This is a genomic window from Aeromonas sp. D3, assembly GCF_027705025.1.
GTDB classification, from domain to species: domain Bacteria; phylum Pseudomonadota; class Gammaproteobacteria; order Enterobacterales; family Aeromonadaceae; genus Aeromonas; species Aeromonas salmonicida.
The window spans coordinates 1-18,755 of record NZ_JAPDBE010000023.1; the positions used below are offsets into that span (position 1 = coordinate 1).

An 18,755-nucleotide genomic window follows, 5' to 3' on the forward strand; every position below is an offset into this window, starting at 1 on the left:
GGAAGGGGTGTGAATATCAAAGCGTGTTTGCATGAGGCGCTGGGGCACCCCATGCAACACGTAATTGGGACATAGCCTTTTATATCGCCTTGCTGGTCTCGGCCGACCTGCTCTACCAGCAGGCTCGCAACGAAGCGCTGATCAACCTCGGCTGGGCACTGGCAGGCTTGCTGCTGCTGTTGCCGGTGATCTGGCTGGTCTCCCGCCGCACCGCGACCCCCCTGCTGGCCCTGACTCAAGAGGCGGAACGGATCCAGCACTTCGACTTCGGCGAGAGCCGGGTGCCGGAATCGGCGATCCGCGAGATCGACGATCTGGCCCGTACCATGTCCGGCATGCGACTGACCCTGGGCAACTTCATGAACATGGGCCGGGCACTGGCGGCGGAACACCGCTTCGACTCCCTGCTCAGTCGCATACTGCACGAGACCATAGCCGCCGTGCAGGCCGAAGGGGGCTGCCTCTACCTGGCGCAAGAGCAGAGCATGGTGGCCGTCCAGGCGCTCTGGCGGCAACAGTCTCTGCCCGCCGAGCAGGCTCCCTGGCAGGAGGCGCTGCTCGGCAAGCTGGCTCATGGCGAGCGGCTCACCCTGGCCGTCGACGAACGGGGCTGGCAGCAACATCTGGCGAGCTGGGGCCCCTTCCCCGGCCCTTGCCAGCTGGTCGCCGAGCCACTGTGCAATCATAGACAGGAGCTGATCGGCTGCCTGCTGTTGATCCTGCCCGGCTGCTCTGCCCGCGAACTGGCCTCGCGCATCAGCCTGATCGAGGCGCTGGCAGGCACGTCTGCTTCCGCCATCGAGAACCAGCGCCTGCTGGAGGAGCAGAAACAGCTGCTGGAGTCCTTCATCGAGCTGATGGCAGGGGCCATCGATGCCAAGAGTCCCTACACGGGTGGCCACTGCCAGCGGGTACCCGAATTGACCCGGATGCTGACCGAAGCGGCCTGTGCCCAGCAGCAGGGCCCCTTCGCCGACTTTCGGCTCAATGAAGAGGAGTGGGAGGCCATTCACATCGCGAGCTGGCTGCACGACTGCGGCAAGGTCACCACGCCGGAGTTTGTGGTCGACAAGGCCACCAAGCTGGAGACTATCTACGATCGGATCCACGAGATCCGTACCCGCTTCGAAGTGCTCAAACGCGACGCCTATATCGAGGTGCTGGCGGCCCGTCTGCCGGCGTCAGAACAGGAAGCGGCAAGAGCGGAGGTGGTACCACTCTGGAGCACCCTGGATCAGGAGTTCGCCTTCGTCGCCGAGTGCAACCTGGGCGGGGAATGGATGGCACCGGAGAAGCTGACACGGCTCGATGCCATCGCCAACCGCACCTGGTTGCGCACCCTGGATGACAGGCTCGGCATCAGCCGGGAGGAGCTCAAGCTGCACCAGAACGAACCGGCCCCCCATTTGCCCTGTATCGAGCCACTGCTGGCTGACAAGACAGTCCACCTCATACCCCGCCCCGTCCACGACAGCCTGGATGAACGCAATCCCTGGGGCTTCAAGGTCAGGGTGCCGACCTATCTCTACAACCGGGGGGAGCGCTATAACCTGGCCATCGGCCGCGGCACCCTCACAGAAGAGGAGCGCTACAAGATCAACGAGCACATCATCCAGACCATCCGCATGCTGGAGCGGCTCCCCTTCCCGCGCCATTTGCGCAATGTGCCCGAGATCGCCGGTGGACATCATGAACGCATGGACGGCAAGGGTTACCCCCGCCAGTTGCTGGGGCAACAGATGAGCATCCCGGCCCGCATCATGGCCATCGCCGACATCTTCGAGGCGCTGACCGCCAGCGATCGCCCCTACAAGTCGGGCAAGACGGTGGCTCAATCCCTGGCCATCATGCAGAACATGGTGCGTGAGCAGCACATAGACCCGGCACTGTTTGCCCTGTTCGTCAGCAGCGGTATCTGGCGCGACTATGCCCAGCGTTTTCTGGCGCCGGAACAGCTGGATCAGGTGGATGAAGAGGCTCTGCTGGCCACACAGGCATAGACAGGGTTCATATTTTCTTACATTTGTATGCTGGTTTGAGCAGGCCCGCTTGGTTATAACTGTGCCCTACAGCGAAGGGGGAGCAAAAGACTCCCCCTCACTCTTTATCACACCACATGGTTCAGGTTATTTATGTCAAAACATCTCATCATGCTGGGCGCGCTGGCGCTGTCCGGCTGCGCCCTGTTGTCGCCACCCCCGCCCACCGTCACCCCTGTCAATCTGGCCGATGCCAGCCAGCGGGGTTTCTATATCGAATGCAGCAGCATGACGGCCTGCTTCCAGCAGGCCAACCAGACCTGCCCCCAGGGATACAAAGAGACGGATCGTCGTCAGAAGACGCTCTACTCCACCCAGTACACAACGGGCAGCTATGACGAAGAGAAGAAAATATACAAGGCGGGCACACCCCACCGCATCGCCAATACTGTCCATTCGTTGACCATTCAGTGCCCAAAGGATGTGAGCATCACGCCGCGCTAGTAGCCTGTTGGCAACAACGAACAAAGGGCCCGAGGGCCCTTTTCTCATCGCGGTAACACCACCTCAGCGCGTTGCCTCGGCATGCTGGCGGGCCAGCTCGCGGCTCATGGCCTCCCGCATCTTGAACTTCTGCAGCTTGCCGGTCACCGTCATGGGGTACTCCTCCACGAAACGTATGTATCTTGGCACCTTGAAGTAGGCGATGCGGGCCGAGAGGAAGTGCTTGATCTCCTCCTCGCTGACCATCTGATCCGGCCTCAGCTTGACCCAGGCACACACCTCCTCCCCGTAACGCTCGCTGTCGACACCAAACACGGCGGCATCCTGCACCGCAGGATGATCGTAGAGCCGATCCTCTATCTCGCGGGGATAGATGTTCTCGCCACCGCGGATGATCAGCTCCTTGCTGCGCCCCACTATCTGCACATAACCCTCTTCATCCATGATGCCGATATCACCCGAGTGCAACCAGCCTTCATCATCTATGGTTTCCGCTGTCTTGACCGGGTCCTGCCAGTAACCCTGCATGACCCCCTTGCTGCGGCAGCAGATCTCACCCCGCTCGCCAATGGGCACCAATTCACCGCTCGGGTCAATCAGTTTGATCTCGGTGTGGTCGAGGGCGCGGCCCACAGTGGTGACCCGCTTGTCCAGCGCCGCATCGATGGCGGTCATGTGATTGATGGGGCTGCACTCGGTCTGACCGTAGGCAATGGTCACCTCTGTCATGTGCATCAGGGTCTGCACCTTGCGCATCAAGGGCTCGGGGCAAATCGCCCCTGCCATAATGCCGGTGCGCAAAGAGGAGAGATCAAACTCACCAAAACCGGGCAACTCCAGCTCGGCGATGAACATGGTCGGCACGCCATGCAAGGCAGTGCAACGCTCCTCGCTCACCGTCTGCAGGGTCGCCACAGGATCGAACGCTTCCGACGGAAACAGGGCGCAGGCCCCCACGCTGATGCACACCAGATTGCCAAGCACCATGCCAAAGCAATGGTAGAGCGGCACGGGTATGCAGAGCCTGTCCTGCTCGCTGAACGCCATGCCCCGCGCCACCTGCCGGCCATTGTTGAGAATGTTGCCATGGCTCAGGGTGGCGCCCTTGGGGCTGCCCGTGGTACCCGAGGTGAACTGGATGTTGATGGCATCATCCGGTTTGAGGGTCGCCGCCACCCGGGCAAGCCAGGCCGGATCCTGCACATCCCCCAGGGCCTGCACGGCGCTGAAGTTCAGCATACCCGGCGTTTGCGCCTCCCCGAGCCGGATCACCATCTCCAGGCTCGGCAAGCGGGCGCTGGCCAGCTGCCCCGGCGGCGAGCTTGCCAGCTCGGGGGCCAGCTCATTGAGCATTGCGAGGTAGTCGCTTCCCTTGAAGGCACTGGCACAGATGAGGGCGCGGCAACCCACATTGTTGATGGCAAACTCAAGCTCGTAGTTGCGATAGGCTGGGTTGATGCAGACCATGATGGCGCCGATGCGGGCCGTGGCGAACTGCACCAGGCACCACTCTATGTTGTTTGGCGACCAGATGCCGACCCTGTCCCCCGGCTGGATACCGAGCGCCAGCAAGCCCAGTGCCAGCCTGTCTATCTGGATGAGGTATTCACGGTAGCTCCAGCGGATCTGCTGGTGACGCACTACAACGGCGGGGCGGTCGGGGAAACGTTCGGCTATCTCTTGCAGATATTCGCCAATGGTCTGGTGAAGCAAGGGCTGGTCGCAAGGACCGGTCCGGTAGCTGAGCAGTGAGGTCATGGGGTGACTCCTGGCCACATTCGATGGGTATTGCCTACTGCTCGGCTGGCACGCTTTTTTCAGCTTGTTACGTTAATGTAAAAACCACCCATTAAAAAGACTCACTTTGGTCTAATACTCACCATAAAAAACGGCCAACCCAAGTTGACCGTTTTAAATCCCAGACTCTTGCCTTAGAACAGCAGATGCGCCACACCGGCAATGACCGGCAGGGTCACCAGGGTGCGCAGCAGGAAGATGACAAACAGCTCCCACAGCTTGACCGGGATCTTGCTGCCCAGCAGCAGGGCGCCCACTTCCGACATATAGATGAGCTGGGTGACCGACATGGCGGCAATCACGAAGCGGGTGATGTCGCTCTCTATGGTCGAGGCCAGCACGGCCGGGATGAACATGTCGGCAAAACCAACCATGATGGTCCTGGAGGCGGCCTCGGCCTCCGGCAGTTGCAGCAGCTCCAGCAAGGGAACAAATGGCGCACCCAGCCAGTTGAAGATGGGGGTATGCTCGGCCAGCATCAGGGCACAGGTGCCGATCGCCATCACCACCGGCAACACGCCAAACACCATGTCCAATGCATTCTTCACCCCTTCCCGCGCGACCGCACCAAGATCGGTGACACTCTCCGCCTTGGTCAGCGCACGCTCGTAGCCATAGCTCATCACGCTGTGCTGATGGGGTACTGACTCCTGCTTGCGGCACAGGGGCGTGCCATCGGCATAGATGTCCTTCTTCCAGGAGAGCGGCGGCAGGCGCGGCACCACTATGGCGGCGACCACACCCGCCAGACAGACAGTCAGGTAGAAGGGCACGAACATATGCTCCAGCTTCACCTGGGAGATCACCACCAGGCAGAAGGTGATGGAGACAGCTGAGAAGGTGGTGCCGATGACGGCGGCCTCACGCTGGGTATAGAACTTGCCCTCGTACTGTTTGCTGGTCAGCAAGATGCCAACGCTGCCATCCCCCAACCAGGAGGCGAAGCAATCCACGGCGGAGCGCCCCGGCAAACGAAACACAGGGCGCATGATGCGGGTCATCATGGTGCCAACAAACTCCAGCAGACCGAAATCCAGCAGCAGAGGCAACAACAGACCTGCGAAGATGAACACCGAGAACAGCACAGGCAGCAGATCGTGCAGCACCAGACCGCCGGTAGCACCGGAACGCAGCACCTCTGGCCCCGCATTGAAGAAGGTCAGCAGCACGAACACGCCACCCAGTACCCGCACACTGGCCCAGAAAGGGGAGACGTTGAACAGGCTGTTGAGGAAGGGGCGACGCACCAGGATCGCTGGCTTGAACAGCCAGGCGATCAGCGTCATCAGCATGGTAGTGGTAATGATGGCACTGACCATGGCCACCAGATAATCGGCAAATACCGTTTGCACCAGCTTCGCCAGCACGGCAACCGGAATGGTGACGTTCTCGTCATAGATGACGGGGGTCATGAACAGCAGGATCCCGATGAGTGACGGGACCAGGAACATCAGCACGTTGCGACGAGTATTGAGCGCAGGCGCTTGCAGAGTCTTTTCCAGCATGGTCTACAGCCTTAATGTTACTTTTCCTTAGCCAGGTCAACTTGCATATTCATGCTCTCGCCCGACAAAACGGGCGCAAGAATACTCCAAAAAAATGCACAAACAAGCCCTTAATGGATCATTTCAAGCATAAATATTTTTGCAGGCGAACCTTCCATAAGAACGACCTCAAACAGATACGCATATCAATTCATTACGAATGGTTAGCATATTGTTTCAGCAAGGTTACATTCAGGTGCGCAGTATAATCCGTTGCGGTTGGCAGGCAATAAGTGACATAAGAAATATATCTATGTGGTGATCCGATCGATCCAGATGCGCCCCATAAAAAACCGGAGCCTGTTGCCAGGCTCCGGTTTTTCTCATCGGTGGGCAGAGGTGCTGCACCGATCAGGCAGGACAGAGTGATCAGTCACGAACATAGATGACTTCAACGCCATCATCTTCGTCATCATCCCAGTCTTCCTCATCGAGCCCCTCATCGAAGGCCATGGAGGCGGCCAGCGCTTCGGCTTCAGCTTGGGCCAACTGGTTCTTGTGGTAGTCATCCCACTTGAACTCCACCTTCTCGATGGCGTCCCTGGCATCTTCCGCCAGTTGACGAGGCATGGTATCCAGCAGATCCAGGATGTCGTAGCACACCTTCTTGGTGCCTTCCTTGCTGATGGCGGAGATCTGGTAGACGGGGCCTTCGTAGGCCAGCGCCGTCTTGACGCGCTCCATCACCTCGACCGCCTCTTCTTCCAGGATCAGATCCATCTTGTTGAACACCAACCAGCGCGGCTTGCCAGCCAGCTCGGGGCTGTACTTTTCCAGCTCCTTGACGATAGTCACGGCGTTCTCGGCAGGATCCGAGTCATCGACCGGGCAGATATCGACCAGGTGGATCAAGACCCGGCAGCGCTCGAGATGCTTGAGGAAGCGAATACCGAGGCCTGCGCCCTCGGCGGCACCTTCGATCAGACCCGGAATGTCGGCTATCACGAAGGAGCGGGAGTTCTCGCCACGCACCACCCCCAGGTTCGGCACCAGAGTAGTGAAGGGGTAATCGGCTACCTTGGGACGAGCGGCGGACACGGCACGGATAAAGGTGGACTTGCCAGCATTGGGCAGACCCAGCATGCCGACATCGGCCAGCAGCAGCAGTTCCAGCTTCAGAGTACGCACTTCACCCGGCGTACCGCTGCTCTTCTGGCGCGGCGCCCGGTTGACGGAGCTCTTGAAACGGGTGTTGCCCAGACCGTGGAAGCCACCTTTGGCGACCAGCAGCTTCTGACCATGGTGGGTCAGATCACCCAGCAGTTCGCCTGTGTCTTCATCGCTGGCACGGGTACCGACCGGCACACGCAGTATCCTGTCCTTGCCGCGACGGCCGGTACAGTTGGCACTCTGGCCATTCTCACCGCGCTCGGCCGCGTGAAAACGCTCGAAACGGTAGTCGATCAGGGTATTCAGGTTTTCGTCGGCAATCAGATAGACATCGCCACCGTCGCCACCGTCACCGCCATCCGGGCCGCCGTTCGGGATGTACTTTTCACGGCGAAAGCTCACACAACCGTTACCACCGTCACCGGCATCGACTCGAATCTGGACTTCATCAACAAACTTCATAGGTAACCGTCACCTTAATTCGAAAAACCGATACGCAATTATAGTGGTACAGGCCCCTGCGGGCGATACGCATCTTAGCGATGAATGCCCCGCGCAACACCAGGCACATCTACGTTCCGTTTTTTCGTAAACTGCGTCAGAAAAACAAAAGCCCCGCCTGTTGGCGGGGCTTCGGATCCTTGCGGTCCGTAATTACTCAGCAACGATGCTAACGTACTTACGATTCAGCGGACCTTTAACTTCGAACAGGATCTTGCCAGTCGCTTTCGCGTACAGGGTGTGATCCGTGCCCAGACCAACGTTGGTGCCAGCGTGGAACTTGGTGCCACGTTGACGAACGATGATGCTGCCTGCCAGAACTGTTTCGCCGCCGAAACGCTTAACGCCAAGGCGTTTAGCTTCAGAATCGCGACCGTTGCGGGATGAACCGCCAGCTTTTTTGTGTGCCATTTATCGGACTCCTCTAATTAAGCGCTGATGCCAGTGATTTTGACTTCAGTGAACCACTGACGGTGGCCCGCTTGCTTACGATGGTGCTTACGACGACGGAACTTGACGATAGTCACTTTCTCGCCACGGCCGTGAGCCACAACTTCAGCTACAACCTTGCCACCTTCAACGAAAGGAGCACCTACTTTAAAAGTGTCGCCTGCAGCAACCATCAGAACTTCATTGAAGTCGATAGTAGCGCCAGTCTCAACGTTCAGCTTTTCCAGACGAACGATTTGACCTTCGGCCACACGGTGTTGTTTTCCGCCGCTTTGGAATACCGCGTACATTTGATTAACTCCGTAAAGGCGTGTCTTTTGCTCAAGGCCAGACACGCGCAAAAACCTATAACAATGGGCCGGCATTCTACGCAAATCGATTTGCTCAGGCAAGGCCAATTTAGCAAAAAGTTTATTTTGTGCGCATATCTGCCGCCGTGAATAAACGCTTAACTGTAACCCATTGTGAAATCGTGTAGAATCCCCGCCATTACTAAAACCGCAGTTATTGCTGCCGTCACGTTACGAGACTTATGGACCAACAGACTATCCGTGCGCTCTGTGCTGCCGACATGACGGCGGTGAATGAACTGATCCTGGCGAGACTTCAGTCCGATGTCAGCCTGATCAACCAGCTGGGTTTCTATATTGTCAGTGCAGGCGGGAAACGGATGCGCCCCATGCTGACAGTGATGGCCGCCCGCGCACTGGGATACGAAGGTCAGGATCATCTCAAACTCGCCGCCATCATCGAATTCATTCATACCTCTACCCTACTGCACGATGACGTGGTCGACGAATCCGACCTGCGCCGTGGCCGGGAGACCGCCAATGCGCTGTTTGGCAATGCTGCCAGCGTGCTGGTCGGCGACTACCTCTACAGCCGCTCCTTCCAGATGATGAGCGAGCTTTCCAACCTGCGAGTGATGGAAATCCTGTCGGATGCCACCAATACCATCGCAGAGGGGGAAGTGTTGCAGCTGATGAACTGCAACGATCCGGACACCACGGAACAGAGCTACATGACGGTCATCTACTGCAAGACCGCCAAACTGTTCGAGGCCGCCACCCGCCTCGCGGCCGTGCTGACCCATCAGCCCGAGCCCGTCGAGCAAGCCATGACCGACTACGGCAAGTATCTTGGCACAGCCTTCCAGATCATCGATGACGTCATGGACTACTGCTCCCAGAGCGATGAGATGGGCAAGAACGTCGGTGACGATCTGGCCGAAGGCAAACCGACCCTGCCGCTGCTGCGGGCCATGGAAGTGGGCTCACCCGAAGAGCGCCAGCTGGTGCGTGATGCCATCGAGCATCGCAACGGCATGGAGCATCTCGACCAGATCTTGGCCATTCTGGATCGTACCGGTGCGCTGGAATACTCCCGCATGCGGGCCCGAGAAGAGGCTGACAAGGCGATTGCCGCCCTCGCCATCCTGCCGGACTCCCAGCACAAGCAGGCGCTGGAAACCCTGGCCCAGATGGCGGTACAACGCAGCGCCTGAGTCAACGACTCCTGCTTGCTGAATAAAAAAGAGGCCTCGGGCCTCTTTTTTATTGTCTGCGCTGCAATGGAACTCAGAGCCAGCCACATGATTCAGTGACCCAGCATCCAGAGGATGACGGCGCCCGCCACCACCAGAGATCCACCGATACGGCGCAGTTGTTCCGGTGGCTGTTCGCTCAGCAGCCGCAGCATCTGTTGCCAGGCTTTGGGCATCAGCAAGGGGCCAAGCCCTTCAAACAGCAATAGCAGCCCCAATCCCATTAAAATGGATGTCAGCATCCCCTCTCCTCGCGCAAAAAAGCCGCCAGTATCGGCGGTTGGTCTCATGCCATAAAGCAAAAGGGCCTGAATCATCAGGCCCTTTGGTCTTATGCTTGTCTCTTACTGCTTGGCGCCGTGAGGAGACTTGAGGTAGCGGAAGAACTCGCTGTCTGGTTTGAGCACCATCAGGTCGTTACCACCGGCAAAACTCTTGCGATAGGCCTCCATGCTACGCACGAAGCTGAAAAACTCGGGGTCTTTCTTGTAGCTGTCGGCATAGATTTTGGCGGCTTCGGCATCCCCTTCACCACGCAGCTGACGCGAATTACTCTCGGCATCGGCGATCATGACGGTCACTTTGCGGTCGATGTCAGCTCGCAGGATTTCGGCCTGCTCGCGACCCTGGGAGCGATGCTCACGGGCTACCGCATTACGTTCGGCACGCATCCGCTGATAGATGGAGTTGGAGACCTCGACCGGCAGGTTGATCTGCTTGATCCGCACGTCTACCACTCTGATGCCAAGCTCGGAGGAGCGCGCCATCTTCATCAGGGCATCTTCCATCACGGTACTGCGCTCACCGGAGACGATGTCCTTGATGGTGCGGTTACCGATCTCGGAACGCAGACCGTTGTTGATCTTGCGCTTGAGCAGGTCTTCAGCCTGGATCTTGTTGCCACCACCCGTTGCCAGGTAGTACCGGGAGAAATCCTCGATCTTCCACTTCACGTAGGAGTCGATGATGAGATCTTTCTTCTCGGAGGTCACGAAACGGTCAGCCTGGCTGTCGATAGTCTGGATGCGAGCATCCATCTTGCGAACCTGATCGATGAAGGGCACCTTGAAGTGCAGGCCCGGCTCATAGAGCCGAGCTTCACCGGATTCAACTCGCTTCACCTTGCCAAACTGCACCACTATTCCTTTCTGCCCTTCATCAACAACAAAGATGGAGGAGAAGCAGACCATGGCAGCCACAGCGATGACACCAATAGCTATTTTTTTCATCTATTAGTTTCTCCCTGAGCTGAAACGATCACCGCTACGCAGCGGAGTCGGAGTGGAGTTTGCACCGTCATTGGTGACCGGTGCCGCATCGGCGGCAGTCACTGCACTGGCAGATCGCGCAGGCGAGACGGCATTGGCTTGACCAGACAGCTTGTCGAGAGGCAGATAGATCATGCTGTTGTTGCCATCAGGCATGTCGACCAGCACCTTGTTGGCCTGTTGATAGAGCTCTTCCATGGTTTCCAGGTAGATACGCTCACGAGTCAAGTCAGGCGCGGCCTGGTACTGGGGCAACAGCTCGTTGAAACGGGCAACTTCACCCTTGGCCTTCAGCACAATCTGGGACTTGTAACCTTCGGCTTCCTGTTCCAGCCGCTTGACAGTACCACGTGCTTTTGGCTCGACTTCACGGGCATAGGCTTCCGCTTCACGAATGAAGCGCTGCTCATCTTCCTGGGCGGAGATGGCATCATCGAAGGCGTCTTTAACCTCTTCTGGCGGACGAGCCGGCAAGAAGTTGACGTCGACAATCTGCAAACCCATTTGATAAGGCGTGACTATTTTTTCGATGCCATCCCAGGTTTCACGACGAACTTGCTCACGCCCTGTGGTCAAAATATCATCCATACGGGTATGGCCGATGACATAGCGCAGTGAACTGTCGGTAGCCTGGCCCAGACTCTCTTCAGCATTGGTCACGCTGAACAGATACTGTTCGGGATCGACGACACGGTACTGCACGTCCATCTCGACCCGCACCACGTTTTCATCCTGAGTCAGCATAAAACCTGAAGCAGGCAGAGAACGCACTGACTCCACATCCACCGGGATCACCCGATCAATGAAGGTCGGCTTCCAGCGCAAGCCGGGCTCTACGTTGTGAGAGTACTCGCCAAAACGCAGAATAACCCCTCGTTCAGCTTCGCGAATGGTGTAGAAGCCGCTGACGACCCACACCACCACAGCGATCACCAAAGCGATAGAGAGACCAAAACGGCCCATCTCGCCACCTGACTTGCCACCACCCAGCAAACCACCAAAACGGCGGCTTACCTTGCGCAACATCTCGTCCAGATCAGGGGGTCCCTGATTCTTGCCGTTGTTCCCCCAAGGGTCACGGTCTTTGCCGTTGTTTCCAGGCTCATTCCAAGCCATCAGCATCTCCATTAATACAAGCGGATGGATATCACCTCTATCTGATCATCGATCGTTGATGAAGCCTGTAAGCATTCATCTTCATCCACGACTCAATGCCTGATAAAGCGTTGTAAATTCTCGCCTTCCTGTTTCACGAGGCGGTTCCAGTCGGCCAATTGCAGCCGAACTTGCAACACAAAATCCCCCTCCTCGCTAAAACCTTCCTGCTCAATGCCTTTGAGACGATAGAGCGCACTTCGCAATCTGGCGGCCGAAGGGGGCAACTGCAAGGTGTGATGCACCATGGATCCGGCCAGCAACTCGGTCAGGGCCGTAAACAGGTATTCACAGCCTTCACCGCTCTGGGCAGACAACCAGAGTCGCACCGGGCGCCCCTCATCATCCCGCTCCAGACCTGCCGGACGATCCGCCAGCTTGTCTATCTTGTTACAGATCATCAACTGGGGTCGGTCATCGGCCTCAATTTCAGCCAACACTTGCTGCACCGAATCGATATTCTCTTGCATCTGTTCGTCGGCACAATCCACCACGTGCAGCAACAAGTCCGCTTCGCGGGTCTCCTGCAGCGTCGCTTTGAAGGCCGCGACCAGATCATGGGGCAAGTGTCGAATAAATCCAACTGTATCCGCCAGAATCACATCACCCACATCCCGGATCACCAATTTACGCAAGGTGGGATCCAGTGTTGCGAACAATTGGTCGGCAGCATACACGCTGGCAGCTGTAAGTTGGTTGAACAAAGTGGACTTTCCGGCGTTGGTGTAACCAACCAGTGATACGGTCGGCACCTCATTGCGGTTACGGGCACGACGGCCCTGTTCCCGCTGTTTGGCCACTTTGTCGAGCCGACGCAAAATCGCCTTGATGCGCTCACGCAACAGGCGACGGTCGGTTTCCAGCTGGGTTTCACCCGGGCCGCGCAGACCGATCCCGCCCTTCTGACGTTCAAGGTGGGTCCAGCCTCGCACCAGGCGAGTAGAAAGATGGCGTAACTGGGCAAGTTCGACCTGCAACTTGCCTTCGTGGGTTCGGGCGCGCTGGGCAAAGATATCCAGGATCAGGCCGGTTCTGTCCACGACACGGCACTGGAACAGGCGTTCCAGATTGCGTTCCTGGGCAGGGGTCAGGGCATGGTTGAAGATCACCACGTCTGCGCCCAGCATCTGCACCTGGGACGCGATCTCTTCAGCCTTGCCGCTGCCGACAAAGAGTTTGGCGCTGGGGGCACTGCGGTTGGTGGTCACCACCCCCAATGCATTGACGCCGGCCGAGCTCACCAACATCTTGAGCTCTTCCAGATCCTCCCGCTCACCCTCATCACTGAAGTTGACGTGCACCAGAACGGCCTGTTCGCCGGCTTCATAACGGTCAAACAAGCGCTTGCTCCTTGACAGGAATCATGACGAATCTGAATTGGCGAGTCGTCTCGCCTCGAGATATCACGCTTCAGCTTCACCCTGTTCTTCGCCAGCTGCGCCAGGGACGTGCTGGTGATGGTTGACGGCGCGGGCCGGCACCACGGTGGAAATGGCGTGCTTGTAGACCATCTGGCTCACGGTGTTCTTCAGCAAAATGACAAACTGGTCAAACGATTCGATCTGACCCTGCAGTTTGATGCCGTTCACCAAATAAATAGAAACAGGAATCCGCTCACGGCGCAGCGCATTCAAAAACGGGTCTTGGAGAGATTGCCCCTTAGCCATCTTCTTTTCCTTATAGTTTGTTGTTTTTAAACACCGGATATCAATATAACAACCTGATTATACAGGAGTGTCAAGCCACTCCGGCACGGGCAACGACCCTTGCCAGATTGCCAGACTCACCAGATTCCAGCCAGGTGACTTCAGGCCAACCGCGCAACCAGGTCATTTGACGCTTGGCCAACTGGCGGGTGGCAACAATACCGCGATAGCGCATCTCATCATACTCCACTTCCCCTGCCAGGTAGTCCCACATTTGGCGGTAGCCAACGCAGCGAATAGCTGGCAGGTCGGGGGTGAGATCGCCTCGTTCATAAAGCGCACGCACCTCTTGCTCGAAGCCGCTTTGCAACATCTTGTCAAAGCGCTGTTCGATGCGCTTGTGCAACAGGGCGCGATCACTCGGGGCAATGGCAAACTGGTGCACCCGATATGGCAACCCTTCCCCCTGCACCTGGGTAAGCTCGGTCAGGGTTTTGCCACTGATGCGATACACCTCCAAGGCCCGGCTAAGACGCTGCGGATCATTGGGATGAATGCGCGCGCCGGCGACCGGATCGATCCGCACCAGCTCATCGTGCAGCGCCTGCCAGCCGAGGCGTGCCGCCTCCTCTTCCAGCTCGGCGCGAATGGCCGGATCGGCGGATGGCAGCGGAGAAAGCCCCTCCAGCAGTGCCTTGAAATAGAGCATTGTGCCCCCCACCAGCAGCGGAATGCGGCCGCGGGCGACAATATCGTTCATCTCCCGCAGGGCATCGCGGCAAAAGTCGGCGGCCGAATAGCTCAAGGCAGGATCGATAATATCGATCAACTTGTGGGGAGCCAGAGCCAACTCTTGCGCCGTCGGCTTGGCAGTTCCTATATCCATGCCGCGATAGATGAGCGCAGAGTCCACGCTGATGATGTCGCAAGGCAGGGTTTGGCACAGGGCGATGGCGAGATCCGTCTTGCCGGAGGCCGTTGGCCCCATCAAAAAAATTGCATTCGGCAACTCAGCCACGTTCAAATTCCTCGATCAGATTTACCAGTGACAGCGAGCACATCACGGGCTTATTGCCAGATTGTGTGTTGGAACAAGCACTCGGCAACTCAGCCACCATCTGCAAACGCCTCCAGTACTGTCGTCAGCGACACGGAGCGCACCATGCGAATATCTGCCAATTGGTCACTGAAATCGGCCACAAGTTCCGTCAGCAAGCGATTGGCTGTTGAAAAATCGTATATTTTTTCGTGGCTTATCCCCTGCTCAACCAGCCATTGGCATAATACTTCAGCCAGCTGGCTCGCATCACTGTCAGATCCGCTCTCGATAATTTGCAACAATTCGGGTAATAGCCGCACCAGATCGGTCTGGCGCAGCAAGGCTGGCACCCGAGTCAGGATCATGGTGTCACGCCCCCCGCTTTTCAACTCCAGCCCCATCCGTTTGAGCAAACGTTCCTGCGCTTCAACCAGCGCTATCAGGTTTTTCGGCAGCTTGAACGAAACTGGCAGCAACAGGGGTTGCGCAGCCAGCCCCTGGCCCCAGGCTTCCAGCAACCAGTTGCGCAGCAGCAGGCGTTCGGCCCGCACCAGGGAGAGCAGCGCCAGCTGGCCATCTCGCACCAGCAACAGATAGGCCTGCTCCACCAGAGTGAGTGCCTGCCAGACTCCGGGTGTGGTCTGAGCTGCTGCACTGGGCACCATTGCAGCGGTACCGGATACAGCAGACGCGGGCCCGGCACCGGGCAAGGTGGTGAGCAGTGCGCCCATGCCCCGCATCGCCTCCCGGCTGGGTGGCTCGGGCAGTTGGTAGTTGCCGGCACGCGCCGCGCCCCCTTCTCGCACTTCATTCGTCGAGGCAGGAGCCCGATAGCTGTGCTCGGCGCCATACCACTCGGGACGAGGCGCCTGCCCTGGGTATTCAATCTGCCCGCTGACAGGCAGCTCGACCAGGGTTTCGGCCAGCGGCTCTTCCTGATGAGCGGCGCTGACCCCTTCGCGGCGCAGCGCAGTAAACAGCGCCTGAAAGATAAAGTCGTGGATCAGCCGCGCCTGATGAAAGCGCACCTCGTGCTTGGCAGGATGGACGTTCACATCCACCTGGTGTGGATCCAGCTCGATATAGAGCACATAGGCGGCGAAGCGGTCGGTGGGCAGCAGCTCGTCATAGGCCTGGCGGATGGCATGATTGATGAGCTTGTCGCGCATCATGCGACCGTTGACATAGGTGTATTGCAAGTCGTTCTGCGGTCTGGCCCCCTCAGGCAGCGCCAGCCACCCCCACAGACGTACGTCGCTATGTTCGCTCTCCACCGCCAGCGCATGGTGCATGAAGGGGGTGCCACAAACGGCGGCGAGCCGGCGCTCCTGCTCAGGCACCGTATTGGCAGCCTTGTACTGGCGCATTACCTTGCCGTTGTGACGCAGGATCAGGGTGACATCGAAACGGGAGAGCGCAATGCGGCGTACCAGCTCATCGATATGGGCAAATTCGGTCTTTTCACTGCGCATGAACTTGCGCCGCGCCGGGGTATTGAAGAAGAGATCCACCACTTCCACTGTGGTGCCCACCGGGTGGGCCGCTGGTTTGACGGTAACGTCCATCTCTCGCCCTTCCGCCTGTGCCTGCCAGGCTTCGGACTGCTCCTGGGTGCGGGAGGTAAATGTGAGGCGAGAAACAGAGCTGATGGAGGCGAGCGCCTCGCCGCGAAACCCCAGGCTGCAGATCCCTTCCAGATCATCCAGGGTCGCCACCTTGGAGGTGGCGTGGCGCGACAGCGCCAGCACCAGCTCGTCTTTGGCGACGCCGCAGCCGTTGTCACGGATGCGAATAAGCTTGGCACCGCCCTTGTCGATGTCGATCTCGACCCGGTCGGCGCCCGCATCCAGGCTGTTTTCCACCAGCTCTTTCACCACAGAAGAGGGCCGCTCCACCACCTCTCCGGCTGCAATCTGGTTGGCCAGGATAGGGGGTAATATACGGATCGGCATCACTTACTCCTGAGTTTCAATCTTGCGATGGTGTACGCCAACACGGGGAGCGGCATCACCAGCTCCCGCGCGTCAGTTTTGGGGAATGTAGAGCACCTGCCCTACCTGGATATCCCGCGACTTGAGCTTGTTGATCTCCACCAGCCGCGCCTGACTCACCCCATTCTTCTCGGCAAGGCGGGAGAGACTTTCGCCCCGCTTGACCACATGGCGGATCATCTGCGACTTGTCGTCACTGCGAACGGGGGCGGCACTGCGGCTCTGTCCCTGCTGGGGGATATAGATTGTCTGACCAATCTGAATATCCCGGCTGCGCAGCTGGTTGATTTCAACCAATGTGGACTGACTCACCCCATGCCTCTCGGCAAGGCGGGAGAGGCTCTCGCCCCGTTTGACCACATGGCGGAGCATCCGCGATTTGTCATAGTCGCCCACATTACTGACCGGCGCACCAGTCTCTTGCGCTGCCGCCGAGTAAGGCTTGATCACCCCGGCTCCGGAGCTGGTCGCAGCACCACCGTCGCGGGCAGTGGCGGGCATCTTGTTGGTCACGACCGGCTGCGACTGTACTTGCCTGGGCTGGCTCACCGACTGCTGGGCCACAGGCGCAGGGCGAGTGGTAGCTGCCGGCCGACTGGCCTGTCCCTTGCCAGTCAGCATGGCGCCCTTGGTCGGATGAGCACGGTAGTAATTGCGGATCCCCTCGAAGATGGCGCGGGCCAGCTTGTCTTGATAGGCGGGGGTAGCCAGCAGCTTCTCTTCAGCATGGTTGGAGATAAAACCTGTCTCTACCAGCACGGAGGGAATGTCCGGGGCTTTCAGTACGGCCAGACTGGCATGCTCCGGCGCCTTTTTGTGCAATCTGGCCACCTTGCCCATGGAGCGCAGGATCTGGCGGCTGACGTCATAGCCCTCGGCACGGGACTTGTCCATGGAGAGATCGAGGAAGGTCTGTGCCAGATAGGGATTCGGGTCGGATTCGGCCAATACCTTGCCTACCCCGCCCAGCAGTTCCCCCTGTTTCTCCTGCTTCTCCAGCCAGCTGCCCATCTCGCGGTTGGCTCGGTTGGTAGACAGCACCCAGACAGAAGCGCCGCGCGGCGTCGAGTTGTGGAAGCTGTCCGCGTGGACGGAGACCAGCAGATCCGCCTTGGCCTTGCGGGCAATTTCGGAGCGCTTGTTCAGATCCACGAAGTAGTCCCCGCGGCGAGTCAGCACGGCGCGCATGCCGGGTTCCCTGTCAATGAGTGCCGCCAGCTTCTGGGATACCGCCAAGGTAACTCGCTTCTCATAGGTGCGACGGGGGCCGATGGAGCCCGGATCTTCCCCGCCATGGCCCGGATCGATGGCGATCACCACCCCCTTGCCCTTGCCCCCCACAGGAGTGGCTTGCACGGCGGCGGCAGAGCGTTTCTCTTCATAAGGCAGGTCTATCACCAACCGGTGGCCATAGGGGCCTGCCGGCGCCAGCGGAAATACCACGGGTTTGATGGTGGAACTGAGATCCAGCACCAGCCGCAGTCCACCCTTCTCCAACGGCGAGCTCTCGCGGATCTTGCGCACCAGCTCGCTGTTGTTCCCGATACTGGCCAGATTGGCGACGTTGTTCGCCCCTTTGAGGTCGATCACCAGTCGATCCGGGCCGGTCAGGGTGAAGTAGTTGTAATTGGGAGCACTGCTCATGTCGAGCACCACCCGGGTGTTATCCGGCGATGGCCATACCCGCACACTCTTGAGCTGATTCGCCCAGGAGGGTAAGGCCATCAGAGAGAGGGCAATAACAAGGATCAAGCGCACGTAGATGACAACCGTTCCAGAATGGCTTCGCCAATAGCAGTGCGGGCTTCTATCAGAGCCTCACGCTGCTCGTTTACATAAGTCAGGGTAATGTCCAGATCGGGCGCCGGCAGCCAGCCTTCCCCCTTCTCCGGCCACTCCACCAGGCAGAGGGTATTGGCAGCAAAGTAGTCCCGGATCCCCATGAACTCCAGCTCTTCCGGATCAGCCAGACGATAGAGATCAAAGTGATAAACCTGCCAATCGGCCAGTTCATAGGGTTCAACCAGTGTATAGGTCGGGCTCTTGACCTTGCCCTGATGCCCCAGCCCTTGCACCCAGCCACGGGTCAGGGTGGTTTTTCCGGCCCCGAGGGAGCCGTGCAAGAACACCGTGGTCGCCTGCAGGCAGGCATGTGCCAAACGGCCACCCAGTGCCACTGTTGCTGCCTCATCCGGCAGTGTCATCATCAACTGTTTTGCCATGTTCTT

16 protein-coding genes and 1 pseudogene are annotated in these 18,755 nt (G+C 58.5%); 3 read left to right on the top strand and 14 right to left on the bottom strand.

What is annotated here, in order from left to right; translation table 11 throughout:
• Positions 1-68: 68 nt before the first annotated feature.
• A pseudogene (locus OKC28_RS13890) lies at positions 69-2,000 on the top strand (HD domain-containing phosphohydrolase); the annotation flags it as partial.
• A gap of 132 nt (positions 2,001-2,132) precedes the next feature.
• Positions 2,133-2,483 (top strand): hypothetical protein, encoded by a 351-nt coding sequence (locus OKC28_RS13895; RefSeq protein ID WP_256687510.1) that lies wholly within the window; start codon positions 2,133-2,135, stop codon positions 2,481-2,483.
• A gap of 63 nt (positions 2,484-2,546) precedes the next feature.
• Here the strand turns inward: OKC28_RS13895 and OKC28_RS13900 are convergent, their stop codons facing one another.
• From OKC28_RS13900 to rplU, 5 genes are all read right to left on the bottom strand, one after another.
• On the bottom strand, positions 2,547-4,241 hold the full coding sequence (locus OKC28_RS13900; RefSeq protein WP_270689821.1) for an AMP-binding protein: 1,695 nt from the start codon (positions 4,239-4,241) through the stop codon (positions 2,547-2,549).
• Between the two features lie 173 nt (positions 4,242-4,414).
• On the bottom strand, positions 4,415-5,785 hold the full coding sequence (locus OKC28_RS13905; RefSeq protein ID WP_096120093.1) for a YjiH family protein: 1,371 nt from the start codon (positions 5,783-5,785) through the stop codon (positions 4,415-4,417).
• Positions 5,786-6,193: 408 nt separating this feature from the next.
• A complete protein-coding gene (cgtA, locus tag OKC28_RS13910) occupies positions 6,194-7,396 on the bottom strand; it encodes an Obg family GTPase CgtA (RefSeq protein WP_005311680.1) in 1,203 nt (400 codons plus the stop codon).
• A gap of 192 nt (positions 7,397-7,588) precedes the next feature.
• The gene (gene rpmA / locus OKC28_RS13915) at positions 7,589-7,846 is read right to left on the bottom strand and encodes a 50S ribosomal protein L27 (protein ID WP_005311678.1); all 258 of its coding nucleotides are present in this window, start codon (positions 7,844-7,846) and stop codon (positions 7,589-7,591) included.
• Positions 7,847-7,863: 17 nt separating this feature from the next.
• Complete coding sequence (gene rplU, locus OKC28_RS13920) at positions 7,864-8,175, bottom strand: 50S ribosomal protein L21 (RefSeq protein ID WP_005304210.1); 312 nt, start codon at positions 8,173-8,175, stop codon at positions 7,864-7,866.
• 242 nt (positions 8,176-8,417) lie between these two features.
• Here rplU and ispB point away from each other — a divergent pair, with 242 nt between their 5' ends.
• Positions 8,418-9,389: an octaprenyl diphosphate synthase gene (gene ispB / locus OKC28_RS13925; RefSeq protein WP_219593453.1), complete on the top strand. Its 972-nt coding sequence runs from the start codon at positions 8,418-8,420 to the stop codon at positions 9,387-9,389.
• A gap of 92 nt (positions 9,390-9,481) precedes the next feature.
• Here ispB and OKC28_RS13930 read toward each other — a convergent pair whose 3' ends face one another.
• The 9 genes from OKC28_RS13930 to tsaE form a co-directional block, all read right to left on the bottom strand.
• Positions 9,482-9,670: a DUF2065 domain-containing protein gene (locus OKC28_RS13930; protein WP_005311672.1), complete on the bottom strand. Its 189-nt coding sequence runs from the start codon at positions 9,668-9,670 to the stop codon at positions 9,482-9,484.
• A 102-nt stretch (positions 9,671-9,772) separates the two neighbouring features.
• Positions 9,773-10,657, bottom strand: a complete 885-nt coding sequence (gene hflC, locus OKC28_RS13935; RefSeq protein WP_270689826.1) for a protease modulator HflC — start codon at positions 10,655-10,657, stop codon at positions 9,773-9,775.
• A 3-nt stretch (positions 10,658-10,660) separates the two neighbouring features.
• Positions 10,661-11,812 carry an FtsH protease activity modulator HflK gene (gene hflK, locus OKC28_RS13940; protein WP_270689828.1) on the bottom strand — a complete coding sequence of 384 codons (1,152 nt, stop codon included), beginning with the start codon at positions 11,810-11,812 and terminating at the stop codon, positions 10,661-10,663.
• Positions 11,813-11,904: 92 nt separating this feature from the next.
• A complete protein-coding gene (gene hflX, locus OKC28_RS13945) occupies positions 11,905-13,191 on the bottom strand; it encodes a ribosome rescue GTPase HflX (protein WP_021138373.1) in 1,287 nt (428 codons plus the stop codon).
• Between the two features lie 63 nt (positions 13,192-13,254).
• Entirely contained in the window at positions 13,255-13,518 is a 264-nt protein-coding gene (hfq, locus tag OKC28_RS13950) for an RNA chaperone Hfq (RefSeq protein ID WP_005311664.1), read from the bottom strand.
• Between the two features lie 70 nt (positions 13,519-13,588).
• On the bottom strand, positions 13,589-14,506 hold the full coding sequence (gene miaA / locus OKC28_RS13955) for a tRNA (adenosine(37)-N6)-dimethylallyltransferase MiaA (RefSeq protein WP_080697378.1): 918 nt from the start codon (positions 14,504-14,506) through the stop codon (positions 13,589-13,591).
• A 98-nt stretch (positions 14,507-14,604) separates the two neighbouring features.
• Positions 14,605-16,488, bottom strand: coding sequence for a DNA mismatch repair endonuclease MutL (gene mutL, locus OKC28_RS13960; RefSeq protein ID WP_270689832.1), 1,884 nt, complete (start codon positions 16,486-16,488; stop codon positions 14,605-14,607).
• 72 nt (positions 16,489-16,560) lie between these two features.
• A complete protein-coding gene (locus OKC28_RS13965) occupies positions 16,561-18,285 on the bottom strand; it encodes an N-acetylmuramoyl-L-alanine amidase (RefSeq protein WP_270689834.1) in 1,725 nt (574 codons plus the stop codon).
• Positions 18,276-18,749, bottom strand: a complete 474-nt coding sequence (gene tsaE / locus OKC28_RS13970; RefSeq protein ID WP_005311656.1) for a tRNA (adenosine(37)-N6)-threonylcarbamoyltransferase complex ATPase subunit type 1 TsaE — start codon at positions 18,747-18,749, stop codon at positions 18,276-18,278. Before tsaE ends, OKC28_RS13965 begins: the two co-directional genes overlap by 10 nt.
• Positions 18,750-18,755 lie beyond the last annotated feature (6 nt).

Excerpts from the sequence above, each read along its gene's own strand:
- rpmA (WP_005311678.1), bottom strand. The coding sequence starts at position 7,846 with ATGGCACACAAAAAAGCTGGCGGTTCATCCCGCAACGGTCGCGATTCT.
- mutL (WP_270689832.1), bottom strand. The coding sequence starts at position 16,488 with ATGCCGATCCGTATATTACCCCCTATCCTGGCCAACCAGATTGCAGCC.
- ispB (WP_219593453.1), top strand. The coding sequence starts at position 8,418 with ATGGACCAACAGACTATCCGTGCGCTCTGTGCTGCCGACATGACGGCG.
- hfq (WP_005311664.1), bottom strand. The coding sequence starts at position 13,518 with ATGGCTAAGGGGCAATCTCTCCAAGACCCGTTTTTGAATGCGCTGCGC.
- hflK (WP_270689828.1), bottom strand. The coding sequence starts at position 11,812 with ATGGCTTGGAATGAGCCTGGAAACAACGGCAAAGACCGTGACCCTTGG.
- OKC28_RS13930 (WP_005311672.1), bottom strand. The coding sequence starts at position 9,670 with ATGCTGACATCCATTTTAATGGGATTGGGGCTGCTATTGCTGTTTGAA.
- cgtA (WP_005311680.1), bottom strand. The coding sequence starts at position 7,396 with ATGAAGTTTGTTGATGAAGTCCAGATTCGAGTCGATGCCGGTGACGGT.
- OKC28_RS13895 (WP_256687510.1), top strand. The coding sequence starts at position 2,133 with ATGTCAAAACATCTCATCATGCTGGGCGCGCTGGCGCTGTCCGGCTGC.
- tsaE (WP_005311656.1), bottom strand. The coding sequence starts at position 18,749 with ATGGCAAAACAGTTGATGATGACACTGCCGGATGAGGCAGCAACAGTG.
- hflC (WP_270689826.1), bottom strand. The coding sequence starts at position 10,657 with ATGAAAAAAATAGCTATTGGTGTCATCGCTGTGGCTGCCATGGTCTGC.
- rplU (WP_005304210.1), bottom strand. The coding sequence starts at position 8,175 with ATGTACGCGGTATTCCAAAGCGGCGGAAAACAACACCGTGTGGCCGAA.
- OKC28_RS13905 (WP_096120093.1), bottom strand. The coding sequence starts at position 5,785 with ATGCTGGAAAAGACTCTGCAAGCGCCTGCGCTCAATACTCGTCGCAAC.
- OKC28_RS13900 (WP_270689821.1), bottom strand. The coding sequence starts at position 4,241 with ATGACCTCACTGCTCAGCTACCGGACCGGTCCTTGCGACCAGCCCTTG.